The sequence below is a fragment of the Tardiphaga sp. GW822-FHT04G09 genome (genome assembly GCF_058800725.1).
This window is the reverse complement of record NZ_JBXAMO010000003.1, coordinates 387,724-401,532: the sequence shown is the minus strand read 5'-3', so window position 1 is coordinate 401,532 and position 13,809 is coordinate 387,724. Positions and strand designations below refer to the sequence as shown.

Below are 13,809 nucleotides of genomic sequence, written 5' to 3'. Positions count from 1 at the left end.
CGATCCGTCCTCCGTCAGGGAAAGGGTCCCGCGCCGCGCGATGAGACGCGGCGCGGGGTTGTCGTGCGCGGATAGGTCGTCCGCGCCAGGGAGAAGCTGCGCGGAGACACGCTCCGCGCTTGAGGAGGAAGGCTTACTGGTAGCCCTTCGGGAACGGATCCGGCTCGATCAGTTCGGGCGTCTCGTAAACCACCTTGAACTGGCCATCGAGCTGGGCCTGGCCGACGCGGGCTTTCGACCACAAATGGTGGTTCGGATGGATCTTGACGTAGCCCTCCGGCGCCTTGGTGAATTCGATGCCAGCAGACGCGGGCGCTATCTTGTCGATATCGAAGGAGCCGGCCTTTTCCACCGTCATTTTCCACAGCCACGGACCGAGATAGGCCGCCTGCGTCACGTCGCCGATCACCGTCTTCTCGCCCCACATCTTCTTGAAGGCGGCGACGAATTCCTTGTTGTTCGGATTATCCAGCGACTGGAAGTACTTCATGCAGGCATAGGCGCCCGCGATGTTCTCACCGCCGATGCCGTCGATCTCGTCCTCGGTGACCGAGATGGTCAGCAGGGTCTGCTTCGACAGGTCGATACCAGCCGCCTTGAGCTGCTTGTAGAAGGCGACGTTGGAGCCACCGACGACGGCCGCGTAGATCACGTCCGGCTTGGTCAGCTTGATCTTGTTGATCACCGAGTTGAACTGGGTGTGGCCGAGCGGGAAGTATTCTTCGCCAGACACCTTGCCGCCGAGCTTGCCCTCGATGTGCTTGCGCGCGATCTTCATCGAGGTGCGCGGCCAGATATAATCCGAACCGATCAGATAGAAGCTCTTGCCGTTCTTGGTCTTGGAGACCCAGTCGAGGCCGGCGAGGATCTGCTGGGTGGCTTCCTGACCGGTATAGATGACGTTCTTGGACTGCTCGAGACCTTCATAGAAGGTCGGATAGTAGAGCATGCCGTTATACTGCTCCATGACAGGCAGCACCGCCTTGCGGGAGGCCGAGGTCCAGCAACCCATGATGGCGGCGACCTTGTCGTTGACCAAGAGTTTCTTGGCCTTTTCGGCGAAGGTCGGCCAGTCCGAGGCGCCGTCTTCCTGGATAAACTTGATCTTGCGGCCGAGCACGCCGCCCATGGCGTTGATCTGCTCGATGGCGAGCTTTTCCGCCTGCACCGAGCCGGTTTCCGAGATCGCCATGGTACCGGTGACCGAATGCAGGATGCCGACGGTAACTTCCGTATCGGTCACCGCGAGGCCCGTGGTGTTGATGGCCGAGGTGGCCGGCGCCTGCGCAAAAGATGTGCGCGGAAGCATGGACATCGCTGGCAACGCGGCCATTCCCATCAGCAACTTGCGCCGTAACGGCGACTGCAGGCCCGGTTTCTTCTCGTCTGACATGACAACCCCACTGGTTTGGACGCTTATTGATGAGGCAAGCATTGCTGAACTTGAGCGCTACCCGGATACGCGAGATCGCGTATACTGCACCGCAAAATGCCGACGTAGATTTTTGCATCACGCAAACATGCGTAGTCGAACAGGGTCAGGAGCGAAGTAGTGGCAGGGCGGCAGCGTATCGACCGCGTTAGACGCCAGTACAATCAATGGGTCGCCAATCAGACCCTGGAAGATTACGCACTCCGCTTCACCGCGAAGAGCGCCCGGCGCTGGTCCGCCGCGCGGGTCGCCAATACGGCTCTGGGTGCCATTTCGTTTCTCGCCCTCGAAGCCATCGGCGGCACCATCACCATCAATTACGGCATGACCAACGCCACGGCGGCGATCCTCGTGGTCAGCGTCATCATCTTCTGCTGCGGATTGCCGATCGCCTATCATGCCGCAAAATGCGGCATCGATATCGACCTCCTGACCCGCGGCGCCGGCTTCGGCTATATCGGCTCGACTGTGACGTCGCTGATCTACGCGTCGTTCACCTTCATCTTCTTCGCCATCGAGGCGGTGATTCTCGCCTCGGCGCTGGAGATGTGTTTCGATATTCCGCGTCCCATCGGCTACCTGATTTCGGCCGTGGTCATCATTCCGCTGGTGACCCACGGCATCACGCTGATCAGCCGTTTCCAGCTCTGGACCCAGCCGATCTGGCTGGTGCTCAACCTGCTGCCCTTCGCGGCCATCGCCTATGCGAGCCGCGATTCCTTCGTGGCGTGGACTAAATTTCCGGGCGACCATGGCAGCGCCGCCGGTCACCTCGATCTCCTGCTGTTCGGCACCGCCGCGTCCGTTGTGTTTTCGCTGGTCGCGCAGATCGGCGAACAGGTCGACTTCCTGCGCTTCCTGCCGCGCGACCGCCGCAGCTCCAAGGCGAGCTGGTGGGTAGCGCTGCTCTGTGCCGGCCCGGGCTGGATCATCGTCGGCGCCATCAAGCTGCTGGCCGGCTCGTTCCTCGCTTATTTCGCGCTGACCCACGGCGTCTCGGCCGAACACGCCGCCGAGCCCGCGCATATGTATCTCGAAGCCTTTCGCTATGTGCTGTCGCAGCCCGACCTGGCCCTGGCGCTGACCGGCACCTTCGTGATCCTGTCGCAGCTCAAGATCAACGTCACCAACGCCTATGCGGGCTCAATCGCCTGGTCGAACTTCTTCTCGCGCCTCACCCACAGCCATCCCGGCCGCGTGGTCTGGCTGGTGTTCAACGTGCTGGTCGCGCTGCTGCTGATGGAGATCGGCGTCTACAAGGCGCTGGAGCAGACGCTGGCGCTCTATTCCAACGTGGCGATTGCCTGGGTCGGCGCGCTGGTTGCTGATCTGGTCATCAACAAGCCGCTCGGGCTGCGCCCGCAGCAGATGGAGTTCAAGCGCGCGCATCTCTACGACATCAACCCGGTCGGCGTCGGCGCCATGCTGGCCGCCACGGTGATGTCGGTCAGCGCCTTCTACGGCCTGTTCGGCCCCACGGCGAAGGCACTGTCGCCGTTCGTAGCCTTGCTTACCGCGCTTGTGACCGCACCGATCATCGCCTTCGCGACCGGCGGAAAATACTACATCGCCCGCAAGCCGAAGCGTGCCTGGCAGAACATGGCAGCGATCCAGTGCTGTATCTGCGAGCATTCGTTCGAGCCCGAGGACATGGCCCACTGCCCGGCCTATGCCGGGCCGATCTGCTCGCTCTGTTGTTCGCTCGATGCCCGCTGCCACGATCTCTGCAAGCCGCATGCGCGGATCGACGCGCAGATGTCGGCGACGTTCGGCAAATTGCTGCCGGAACCGATCCTGGCGCGGCTCAATTCGCAACTCGGGCATTATCTCGGCGTCTTCGTGATGGCTGCCGGCCTCGTCGGTCTGACGCTGGGACTGATCTATCTGCAAACCTCCGCGGCTGCGCCGGGCGACAGCGCACAGGTCTCGGAAGTGCTGTGGAAGGTGTTCTTTGCGCTGGCGATCATCATTGGCGTGGTGGCATGGCTGTTCGTGCTGGCCAAGCAAAGCCGCCGCGCCGCCGAAGCCGAGACCAGGCGGCAGACCACGTTGCTCATGCAGGAGATCGACGCCCACAAGCGCACCGACGCCGAATTGCAGCGCGCCAAGGAGGTCGCCGAATCCGCCAATCTCGCCAAGAGCCGTTACGTCGTCGGTCTGAGCCACGAACTACGCTCGCCGCTCAACGCGATATCAGGCTATGCGCAGCTCCTGGAACAGGACGACAGTTTGCAGACCCGCCCGCGGGATCAGGTTCGCGTCGTCAAGCGCAGCGCCGATCATCTCTCCGGCCTGATCGACGGCATTCTGGATATTTCCAAGATCGAGGCTGGCCGTCTCTATCTATCGCGCGACGAAGTCCGCCTGACCGACTTCCTCGATCAGCTCGTCGGCATGTTCCGCCTGCAGGCCGCAGCCAAGGGCATCGACTTCGTGTTCCGGCGCCCCAACATTCTGCCGACCGTGGTCTATGCCGACGAGAAGCGGCTGCGCCAGATCCTGATCAACCTGCTCTCCAACGCGATCAAGTTCACACAGGCCGGCAGTGTCCAGTTCGTGATCCATTATCGAAGCCCGGTCGCCGAATTCGAGATTACCGATACCGGACCAGGCATCCGGCCCGATGATCTCGAACGCATCTTCGCGCCCTTCGAGCGCGGCGCGCTCGGCGCCGCGCAGCCGCATACGGGTACGGGTCTGGGTCTAACGATCTCCAAACTGCTTGCCGGCGTCATGGGCGGCGACATCCGCGTCGCCAGCGAGGTCGGCATCGGCAGCACCTTCCGCGTCAAGATGCTGCTGTCCGAAGTGACCAACCCCACGCGTATCGCGCCGGTGGACGCGCCGATCTACGGCTATCACGGCCCGCGCAAGACCATCCTCATCACCGACGACGATCCGACCCAGCGGGACCTGCTGCGCCAGGTGCTGACACCACTGGGCTTCATCCTGCTCAGTGCGCCAGATGGTCAGGCCTGTCTCGGCCTCGCCCAGCATTGCCGACCCGATCTTTTCCTGCTGGATATCTCCATGGCCGGCATGGACGGCTGGACCGTCGCGGAGAAGCTGCGCTCATCCGGTCACCATCAGGCGCGTATCCTGATGGTCTCGGCCAGTGCGCTGGAAGCCCATGGCGCACCGCTCGCACAGCCGTTCCATGACGGCTACCTGATGAAGCCCATCGAACTGCCGCGGCTGCTGGAACAGATCGGACAACTCCTGAAGATCGAATGGCAATACGAACGCGACGAAGTGGCACCCCTGCCGCAATGGACACCCCACAGCGGTGCCCGCCCGCCCGTGCATCATGTGGAGGAGCTCATCAGCCTCGGCCAGATGGGCCACATCCGCGCCATCCAGATGAAACTCGACGAGATCGGCAACGATCACCCCGAACATGCCGATTTCGTCGCGCAGATGCGCTCGCTGATCGACCGCTTCGACCTCGATCAATACATGGCCACCTTGAAGACGCTGTACACCTATGACCACTGACAACAAAAAACGCGACGTCGCGCTGGTGGTCGATGACTCGCCGGAAACATTGCGGCTGCTGACCGATGCGTTGGACGGCGCCGGCATGACCGTGATGGTGGCCATGGACGGGGCTGCCGCCATGCGCATCGTCGAGCAGATCACGCCGGACATCATCCTGCTCGATGCTGTGATGCCGGGGATCGACGGCTTCGAGACCTGCCGCCGTCTGAAGCGCGATGCCGGCCTCGGCGACGTGCCGGTGATCTTCATGACCGGTCTCTCCGAGACCGAACATATCGTGCGTGGCCTTGAGGCCGGCGGCGTCGATTACGTCACCAAGCCCATCGTGATCGAGGAAATGCTGGCGCGCATCCGCGTCCATCTTGCCAATGCACGGCTGACGCAGAGTGCGCGCACCGCACTCGATGTCTCCGGTCGCTTCCTTCTCGCGGTGAGCAGCAAGGGCAGTATCCTGTGGGCGACGCCGCAGGCGCAGAAGCTGCTCAACGATCACCTGATCGCAGCGCCTGACGATGAACTGCTGCTGCCCCCGGTGATGCTGCAATGGCTCGAGCAGATGCAACGGCCGGGCGCCAAGCCGGCGCCGTCATCGGGCTTTCCGAACAACGAGCTGCTGCGTCTGCAATATATGGGGAAAGTCGGCTCCGACGAATTCCTGCTGCGGCTCGCCAAGGAAAACGCGCCAACCGCTCCCGCCGAATTCAGCAAGGAGCTCGGCCTCACCGGACGCGAGGGCGAGGTGCTGTCCTGGCTCAGCAAGGGCAAGAGCAACCGCGATATCGCGCAGATCCTCGGCCTCTCACCGCGCACGGTCGACAAGCATCTCGAGCAGATCTACGCCAAGCTCGGCGTCGAGAACCGCACCGCCGCTGCGGCCATTGCCGTGAATGCGAGTCACAGGCGGCAATAGCCGCGGCGTGGCATTCGGGTAGTTCGGCGCCTCTTCCATCAATTTGATAGTGCACTGCACGCGCGATAGCCCTGCGAAGGCAAACGCGTCGCCGCGAACGAATTCGCTATTGACAAACTTTTTCGCCAATATCTAATTTAGCCAAAATAGAGAATGACTGGCCCGACACGAGGCCGCATTGGGGAGAGAAACACATGACACGCCAGTTCCTGGTGTGCGCAGCCGCGCTCACGCTTTGGACATCCACCGCCTCCGCTCAGGTCTCCGACGACGTCGTTCGCATCGGCGTTCTCACCGATCTCTCAAGCTGGGGGCGCGACAACAGCGGTCCCGGTTCGGTCGAAGCCGCCAAGATGGCGCTCGAGGAATTCGGCTCGACGGTTCTTGGAAAGCCGATCGAGATCATCAGCGCCGATCACCAGATGAAGTCTGACGTCGGCATCCAGATCGCACGCAACTGGTTCGACGCCGGCAAGGTCGACGCTGTCGTCGACATCCCGAACTCCGCCATCGCCATCGCGGTACACAATCTCGCAAAGGACCGTAACAAGATCGCATTGCTCTCCGGCCCAGGCGCAAGCACGCTCACGGATGAGCTGTGCAGCCCCAACACGGTCCACTTCACCTATGACACCTATGCGCTGTCGAAGGTCACGGCTTCTGCCGTGGTCGCTGGCGGCGGCAAGTCGTGGTTCTTCATCACCGCCGACTATGCCTTCGGCAATCAACTCGAACAGGACGCGACGCGCTTCATCAAGGCGAGCGGCGGCACCGTGCTTGGCAGCGTTCGTCATCCGACCAACACCGCCGACTTCTCATCCTTTGCGCTACAGGCGCAAAACTCGAAGGCCGAAGTCGTCGCTTTCGCCAATGCCGGCCAGGACACCGACAATTCCATCAAGCAGTCCGGCGAATTCGGTCTCGTCAAGGGCGGCCAGAAACTGGTCGGCCTGCTGATGTTCGACACCGACGTTCACGCAATCGGACTGGAGGCAGCTCAGGGCACCTATCTCACCACGGCGTCCTACTGGAACATGGACGACAAGACGCGCGCCTGGTCGAAGAAATTCTACGAGCGCACCAAGGTGATGCCGACCATGATCCAGACCGGCGTCTATGGCTCGGTGCTGCATTATCTCAAGGCCATCAAGGCTGCAGGCACCGACGATCCGGCCAAGGTGATGGCCAAGATGCGCGAATTGCCCATCGAGGACACGTTCGTGCATGGCGGAAAGCTGCGTGAGGACGGCCGTGTCATCCGCGACATGTATCTGGCCCGCGTCAAGAAGCCGTCGGAATCCAAGGAGCCGTGGGACTATCTCGACATCGTCAAGACCGTGAAGGGCGACGACGCCTTCCGGCCCGTCTCTGAATCGAAATGCCCGTTGCTGAAGAAGTAAGGTCTCATGGCTGTTGATCCCAAGGCGAATATCGAGCTCTACGAATGCGACGTGCTGGTCGCCGGCTCCGGTTGTTCCGGCATGTCGGCGGCGATCACCGCCAAACATAGCGGGCTCGATGTTCTGATCGTCGAAAAGGAGCCGCGGTTCGGCGGCACGACCGCGCGCTCCGGCGGCTGGCTCTGGATCCCGGGCACATCCCTGGCGCGCGCCTGGGGCATCAATGAGAGCCCCGACGAGGCGCGCACCTATCTGCGCCATGAAGCCGGCAACAGTTATGACGCCGCACGCGTCGATGCGTTTCTCGCCGCAGGGCCCGAGGCGATCGATTTCTTCACCACCAAGACGGCGGTGCGCTTCGACATGCCGCTGACCTTTCCCGATTACGACGCGGAAGCGCCCGGCGGCAAGCAGGGTGGCCGTTCCATGGTAGCGCGGCCGTTCGACGGACGCGAACTCGGCGACCACATCAAGGACATCGGCGCGCCGCTGCCCGAACTGACGGTGTTCGGCATCATGCTCGGCTCCGGCAAGGACATCATCCATTTCATGCGCGCGACGAAGTCGCTGACCTCGGCGGTCTATGTGGCCAAGCGGCTCTCGAAGCACTTCATGCACGTGCTGCGCTATGGCCGCGGCATGACGTTGACGAACGGCAACGCTCTTGCCGGCCGTCTCGCCAAATCCGCCTTCGATCTCAAGATTCCGCTCTGGCTATCGTCCCCGGTGCGTGAACTGATCATCGAGAACGGCGCGGTCCGCGGCGCCATCGTCGAGCGCGACGGCAAGCGTATCCGCATCTTCGCACGCCGCGGCGTGGTGCTCGCATGCGGCGGCTTCCCGCATGACATCGAACGGCGCAAGGCGATGTTTCCGCACGCGCCGACGGGACGCGAGCACACGTCGCCGGGCCCGACCGGCAATACCGGCGATGGCCTTCGTCTGGCAGAGTCCGCTGGCGGCCGGGTCGAGGACTCGCTGCCGAATGCCGCTGCCTGGGTGCCGGTCTCGGTCACCCATCGCAAGGACGGCAGCAAGGGCGTGATGCCGCACTTCATCGACCGTGCCAAACCCGGCGTGATCGCCGTGATGCGCGACGGCGCCCGCTTCGCCAATGAGGGCAATTCCTATCATGCCTTCGTCCAGCAGATGATGAAAGCCGCGAAACCAGGTGAGGAAATCGCGGCCTGGCTCGTCTGCGATCACCGCGCTCTCAGGCAATACGGGCTCGGCGCCGTGCCACCCTTCCCGATGCCGATCGGCCAGTATCTGAATTCCGGCTATCTCGTCAAAGGAGATACACTCGAACAGCTCGCGAGCAAGGCCGGCATCGACGCGGGCGGCTTCGTCACCACCGTCGCGCAATTCAACAACACCGCCGCCGAAGGCCGCGACCCTGCCTATGGCAAGGGCTCGCGCGCCTATAACCGCTATCAGGGCGACGCCAACCACGGACCGAACCCCTGCGTCGCGCCGATCGAACAGGGGCCGTTCTATGCCATCAAGATGGTGATCGGCGATCTCGGCACTTACGCCGGCATCAGGACCGATGCGCAGGCACGGGCACTCGATGCCGGCGGTCAGGTGATCAACGGTCTCTATGCAGCCGGCAACGACATGGCGAGCATCATGGGCGGCAACTATCCCGGCGCGGGCATCACGCTCGGCCCCGCGCTCACCTTCGGCTATATCGCCGGCCGCCATCTCGCCGGCACGCCGGTAAAGGCAGCATGATGGCCAGCTTCGCCCCCGATCTGCTGAAGGATCAACTTGCACTCGTGACTGGAGCAGGCGCCGGCAACGGCCGCGCCATTGCACTGGGTCTGGCCGCGCATGGCGCCGATGTCATCGTGGCCGACATCGACCACGACAGCGCCGCACGCACGGCGAGCGAGATTGCAGCCACCGGGCGGAGGTCGTGGCATCACCATCTCGACGTCACCGACGTCGATGCCTGCCAGCAGCTCGCACAGACCGCCAAGGCAAGCGCCGGCGACATCTCGATCCTGATCAACAATGCCGGCATCATCATTCGCGAAGGCATCGACTCAGAGCGCGCGGTGGAGAACTGGCGGCGCGTGCTCGACGTCAATCTCAACGGCGTGTTCAACGTCACCCATGCGTTTCTGCCGGCATTGCGCGCGCGACGCGGCAGCGTGATCAATCTTGGCTCCATCGCCTCTTTCGTCGGGGTCGCCGATACGCTCGGCTATTCGCCCTCCAAGGGCGGCGTGAAGCTCCTGACACAGGCACTGGCGCGCGAACTTGCCAGGGACGGCGTGCGCGTCAATGCCATCGCGCCGGGCGTGATCGAGACGGCCATGACCGAGGCAACGCGCAACGATCCCGCACGGCTGGCCGGCTTCCTCGGCCGCACGCCGCTGGGCCGCGTCGGCCAGCCCGATGAGCTGATCGGCCCCGTGGTCTTCCTCGCCTCCCCCATGGCGTCCTATGTCACGGGCGCGACCTTGCCAGTGGATGGAGGCTTCCTAGCCGTGTAGTGTCCGCGGCACTGGTTTGGGGCAAGCATGGCTAAAGAGAGTCGCGGCATTCAATCGATCGAGGTCGGAGGTGAATTGCTGCAAGCGCTAGTGCGCAATGGCGAACCGATGATGCTGCGGGATCTGGCGCGCGAGGCCGGCATGTCGCCGGCCAAGGCGCATCCCTATCTCGCCAGTTTCTCCCGCATCGGCCTGATCGAACAGGATCCGTCCACCGGCCGTTATGAATTCGGTGCGCTCGCCCTCGAACTCGGCATCGTCACGCTGCGGCGGCTGTCGGCGGTTCGCGTTGCAACGCCAGCCATCACGGCACTGGCCGGCACCATCGACCACGCCGTCTCGCTGGCGATCTGGGGGACCCACGGACCGACCGTGGTGCGCCTGGAGGAGCCCAGCCATCCCGTGCACATCGCCATGCGCGTGGGCTCAACGGTATCCCTGCTCGAAACCGCAACGGGACGGGTTTTCGCAGCATTCATGCCGCCTGCGACCATCAACGCCGCCCTCACCGAGGATCTCGATCGGCTGTCGATCGGCTACGATCCGAATCGTAAGGTAAAAGGCCCGGCCATCGACAAGATCCTCGCCGACGTGCGCACACGCGGGCTGGCCCGCGCCGTCGGCGAGCCCCTGCGCGGCGTCAATGCGTTCTCCGCGCCGGTGTTCGACCATAGCGGCGCAGTGGTCCTGGCCGTGACAGCCATGGGCGCGGTGGGCACATTCGACGTCAACTGGAACAGCCCCATCGCCAAGGCCCTGCTCGATTGCACCAATGCGATCTCGCGCCGCCTCGGCCGCGACGTCAAGGACTGAGCAGCGCAGCAGGCGGCCTTGCGAACAATCTCAATTTGAGATATTGAGGAGCCGCATGCGGGTCTCAAACAGCGCATTGGTGAGGTTCTCCGCCACCCGTTCCGCGGCATCGATACCGCTGCAGGCGTGGCGCAAGATCGTGGAATCGCGCTTGTTCAAGAATTTCGCTGAGATGAAGGCGACTTTCAACGCCATCGATCGTGTCGGCCCGTATTACGTTTTCGATATCGGGGGCAATAAATTCCGTATCGTTGCCGCCATCCATTTCGATAAACAACGCCTGTATGTCAGGCACGTGTTCACACACAAGGAGTACGACGCATGGAAACCATGACGCTGACCCGTGCGGAGGTCGATGATCTCGCCGAGCATCTGAGGGCCATTTCAGCGCGCATTCCACTTCAAACGATCAGATCAAAGCGCGACTACAAGACAGCGACGGCTGCGATGAATGCACTCCTCGATGCAGGCGGTGCCGATGAGAGCAATCCGCTGTCGGCACTCGTTAGCCTCCTCGGCGAACTAATTGCCGACTATGAAGACGCGCATTCTTCACCCAAAACAATATCGCCAGCCGACATGTTGCGTTTTCTGATGAATCAGCACGGCCTCAGCCAGGGCGACTTGCCCGAGGTTGGAAGCCAGGGCGTTGTGTCAGAAATCCTCAATGGCAAACGTGACCTGAATGTGCGTCAGATCAGGCTCCTATCCGAGCGTTTTGGCGTTGGACCGCAGGTATTCGTCTAACGAGAGATGTCGCGTCCGGCCTCGCCGTCACCACCCTGCCTTGAGCAAGCGCGTCGGTGTCGGCCGGCAGGTCAAGCCGCCCAGGACAACGGGTGCAAAGTTGTCTGACAACCCGACACCTGGCCTTGTCGCCCCACTCCATCGTGTTACGATCCGTCAGGCGCATCTCCGGTCCACGGAGAGCAACCATAAAATCACCGCCGGTCAAGGCGGCTTGAGGGAGGATGACATATGGCTCTTTACGGCCCGACACGTCGCGCCTTTTTGCAGGGAACGCTCGCCACAAGCGCGCTTGGCCTTACCGGCATTCCAGCTTTCGCAGATCCCGCCTGGAAGAAATATGCGGGCACCACGATTGAAGCCAATCTGATCAAGGGTCCGCGCGGCGAATTGCTGCAGAAATACGCCTCCGAATTCACCGAGCTGACGGGCATCAAGGTCGAATCCGAGCTGATCCCGGAGCAGCAGCAGCGCCAGAAGGCGGTCATCGAGCTCACCTCCGGCAAGCCCAGCTTCGACGTCGTGCATCTCAGCTACCACGTCCAGAAGCGCCAGTTCGAGAAGGCCGGCTGGCTCGCCGATCTCACGGGCTTCATGAAGGATCCGAACCTCACCGCACCGGATCTGAAGGTAGAAGACTTCTCCGCCGGCGGTCTGCAATTCGCGCAGAACGACAAGGGCGAGATGCACTCTCTGCCGTGGTCGGTCGACTATTTCATCCTCTATTACAACAAGGAGATGTTCGCGAAGAAGGGCGTCTCCGTGCCCAAGACCATGGACGAGATGGCCGTCGCCGCCGAGAAGCTCAACGATCCCGCCAACGGCATCTATGGCTTCACCGGCCGGGGCTTGCGCAACGCCAACATGACGCTGTGGACCAATTTCTTCCTCAACTATGGCGGCGAATTCCTCGATGCCAAGGGCAATATCCTGACCGACGGGCCCGAGGCCATCGAAGCCACCAAGATGTATCAGCGCCTCCTCACCAAGACGGCGCCTCCCGGTGTTGCCGGTTTCAACTGGATGGAATCGATGGCCTCGCTCACGCAAGGCCGTGCGGCCATGTGGATCGACGGCGTCGGCTGGGCACCGCCCATCGAGGATCCCAATGCGTCGCGCGTCGTCGGCAAGATTGGCTATACCGTCGTGCCCGCCGGGCCAAAGGGGCAATTCTCCGCCGCCTATGGCGACGGCATCGGCATCGCCAAGACCAGCACCAAGAAGGAAGCCGCCTATCTCTATTGCCAATGGGCGGTGTCGAAGACCATGGGCGCCCGGCTGTTGCAGAGCGGCGGCGGCGTGCCGTTCCGCAACTCGATCCTCAATGACGAGACGGTGCGCAAGGGCGTGAAGAACCAGGAATGGCTCGATTCGGTGATCGCCTCGGCCAAGATCAGCAAGCTCGGCCTCCCGGTCATCGTGCCTGTCGCCGAATTCCGCGACCTTGTCGGTGCCGCCGTCACCGCCACGCTGGCAGGCGCCGATCCGGCTACCGAACTGAAGAAGGCCCATGAACAGTTCCGGCCGATCCTGGAGCGTAGCGAAAAATCGTGAGCGAACTGACAGCGGGAAAGGCAGTCGCCAAAACGACCGCAACGGTCGCGGCCGAAACGACTGCGAAAAAGAACGAGTGGCGGCCGATTTCCTATTGGCCGTTCGTACTTCCGGCGATGATCGTCGTCATGGCGGTCATCATCTTCCCGTGGGTCTATACGATCTGGATGAGCCTGCACGAATGGAAGGTCGGCCAGGCGCCGACCTTCGTCGGCTTCGCCAATTATCTCAGGCTGCCGAGCGACGCGCGGTTCGTGGAATCCGTTGGGCATACGCTGGTCTATACGGCGCTGTCGGTCGCGCTGCCGCTGATCCTCGGCACATTGGCGGCGGTGATCTTCAACAACAAGTTTCCGCTGCGCGGCTTCTTCCGCGGGCTCTTCATCCTGCCGATGATGGCGACGCCCGTCGCCATCGCCCTGGTGTGGACGATGATGTTCCACCCGCAGCTCGGCGTGCTGAACTATCTGCTGTCGCTGATGGGCCTGCCGCCATCGCTGTGGGTGTTCCATCCCGCCACCGCAATTCCTTCGCTGGTGCTGGTGGAGACGTGGCAATGGACGCCGCTGGTCATGCTGATCGTGCTTGGCGGCCTTAGCGCCATTCCGACGGAGCCCTATGAAAGCGCGCAGATTGACGGCGCGACTCCGTGGCAGACCTTCCGCTACATCTCGCTGCCGATGATCATGCCCTTCCTGTTCATCGCGGCGATGATCCGCATGATCGACGCCGTGAAGAGCTTCGACATCATCTTCGCCATCACCCAGGGCGGCCCGGGCAGCGCCTCGGAAACCATCAATCTCTATCTCTACAGTGTTGCCTTCGTCTATTACGACGTCGGCTATGCCTCGGCGATCGTGGTGGTGTTCTTCGCGCTCATCATCGCGCTCGCCGGTGCGCTCTTGCATCTGCGCCAGCGCACCCACTGGAACGACGCCGGAGGCAGTGCCTGAC

11 protein-coding genes are annotated in these 13,809 nt (G+C 62.5%); 10 read left to right on the top strand and 1 reads right to left on the bottom strand.

Annotated features, from left to right (window positions below):
* Positions 1-133 precede the first annotated feature (133 nt).
* Positions 134-1,393 carry an urea ABC transporter substrate-binding protein gene (gene urtA, locus AC1RLZ_RS08550; RefSeq protein WP_493188304.1) on the bottom strand — a complete coding sequence of 420 codons (1,260 nt, stop codon included), beginning with the start codon at positions 1,391-1,393 and terminating at the stop codon, positions 134-136.
* Positions 1,394-1,552: 159 nt separating this feature from the next.
* On the opposite strand from urtA, the gene AC1RLZ_RS08545 reads away from it, so the two are divergent.
* The 10 genes from AC1RLZ_RS08545 (at position 1,553) to AC1RLZ_RS08500 (ending at position 13,808) form a co-directional block, all read left to right on the top strand.
* Positions 1,553-4,927 (top strand): hybrid sensor histidine kinase/response regulator, encoded by a 3,375-nt coding sequence (locus AC1RLZ_RS08545; protein ID WP_493188303.1) that lies wholly within the window; start codon positions 1,553-1,555, stop codon positions 4,925-4,927.
* A complete protein-coding gene (locus tag AC1RLZ_RS08540) occupies positions 4,917-5,840 on the top strand; it encodes a response regulator (RefSeq protein WP_493188302.1) in 924 nt (307 codons plus the stop codon). Before AC1RLZ_RS08545 ends, AC1RLZ_RS08540 begins: the two co-directional genes overlap by 11 nt.
* 194 nt (positions 5,841-6,034) lie before the next feature.
* Positions 6,035-7,240: an ABC transporter substrate-binding protein gene (locus AC1RLZ_RS08535; protein WP_493188301.1), complete on the top strand. Its 1,206-nt coding sequence runs from the start codon at positions 6,035-6,037 to the stop codon at positions 7,238-7,240.
* Between the two features lie 6 nt (positions 7,241-7,246).
* Entirely contained in the window at positions 7,247-8,974 is a 1,728-nt protein-coding gene (locus AC1RLZ_RS08530; RefSeq protein WP_493188300.1) for an FAD-dependent oxidoreductase, read from the top strand.
* Positions 8,974-9,741, top strand: coding sequence for an SDR family NAD(P)-dependent oxidoreductase (locus tag AC1RLZ_RS08525; RefSeq protein WP_493188299.1), 768 nt, complete (start codon positions 8,974-8,976; stop codon positions 9,739-9,741). The genes AC1RLZ_RS08530 and AC1RLZ_RS08525 overlap by 1 nt, the downstream gene beginning before the upstream one ends.
* A gap of 27 nt (positions 9,742-9,768) precedes the next feature.
* A complete protein-coding gene (locus AC1RLZ_RS08520) occupies positions 9,769-10,554 on the top strand; it encodes an IclR family transcriptional regulator (protein WP_493188298.1) in 786 nt (261 codons plus the stop codon).
* A 55-nt stretch (positions 10,555-10,609) separates the two neighbouring features.
* Complete coding sequence (locus AC1RLZ_RS08515; RefSeq protein ID WP_493188297.1) at positions 10,610-10,888, top strand: type II toxin-antitoxin system HigB family toxin; 279 nt, start codon at positions 10,610-10,612, stop codon at positions 10,886-10,888.
* Positions 10,876-11,301, top strand: coding sequence for a helix-turn-helix domain-containing protein (locus AC1RLZ_RS08510; protein WP_493188296.1), 426 nt, complete (start codon positions 10,876-10,878; stop codon positions 11,299-11,301). Before AC1RLZ_RS08515 ends, AC1RLZ_RS08510 begins: the two co-directional genes overlap by 13 nt.
* 231 nt (positions 11,302-11,532) lie before the next feature.
* Complete coding sequence (locus AC1RLZ_RS08505; RefSeq protein ID WP_493188295.1) at positions 11,533-12,855, top strand: ABC transporter substrate-binding protein; 1,323 nt, start codon at positions 11,533-11,535, stop codon at positions 12,853-12,855.
* Positions 12,852-13,808, top strand: a complete 957-nt coding sequence (locus AC1RLZ_RS08500; RefSeq protein WP_493188294.1) for a carbohydrate ABC transporter permease — start codon at positions 12,852-12,854, stop codon at positions 13,806-13,808. Before AC1RLZ_RS08505 ends, AC1RLZ_RS08500 begins: the two co-directional genes overlap by 4 nt.
* The last annotated feature ends 1 nt before the right edge of the window (position 13,809 follow it).

Coding starts and splice junctions, on each gene's coding strand:
- AC1RLZ_RS08505 (WP_493188295.1), top strand. CDS start 11,533: ATGGCTCTTTACGGCCCGACACGTCGCGCCTTTTTGCAGGGAACGCTC.
- AC1RLZ_RS08515 (WP_493188297.1), top strand. CDS start 10,610: ATGCGGGTCTCAAACAGCGCATTGGTGAGGTTCTCCGCCACCCGTTCC.
- AC1RLZ_RS08525 (WP_493188299.1), top strand. CDS start 8,974: ATGGCCAGCTTCGCCCCCGATCTGCTGAAGGATCAACTTGCACTCGTG.
- AC1RLZ_RS08520 (WP_493188298.1), top strand. CDS start 9,769: ATGGCTAAAGAGAGTCGCGGCATTCAATCGATCGAGGTCGGAGGTGAA.
- urtA (WP_493188304.1), bottom strand. CDS start 1,393: ATGTCAGACGAGAAGAAACCGGGCCTGCAGTCGCCGTTACGGCGCAAG.
- AC1RLZ_RS08510 (WP_493188296.1), top strand. CDS start 10,876: ATGGAAACCATGACGCTGACCCGTGCGGAGGTCGATGATCTCGCCGAG.
- AC1RLZ_RS08535 (WP_493188301.1), top strand. CDS start 6,035: ATGACACGCCAGTTCCTGGTGTGCGCAGCCGCGCTCACGCTTTGGACA.
- AC1RLZ_RS08540 (WP_493188302.1), top strand. CDS start 4,917: ATGACCACTGACAACAAAAAACGCGACGTCGCGCTGGTGGTCGATGAC.
- AC1RLZ_RS08530 (WP_493188300.1), top strand. CDS start 7,247: ATGGCTGTTGATCCCAAGGCGAATATCGAGCTCTACGAATGCGACGTG.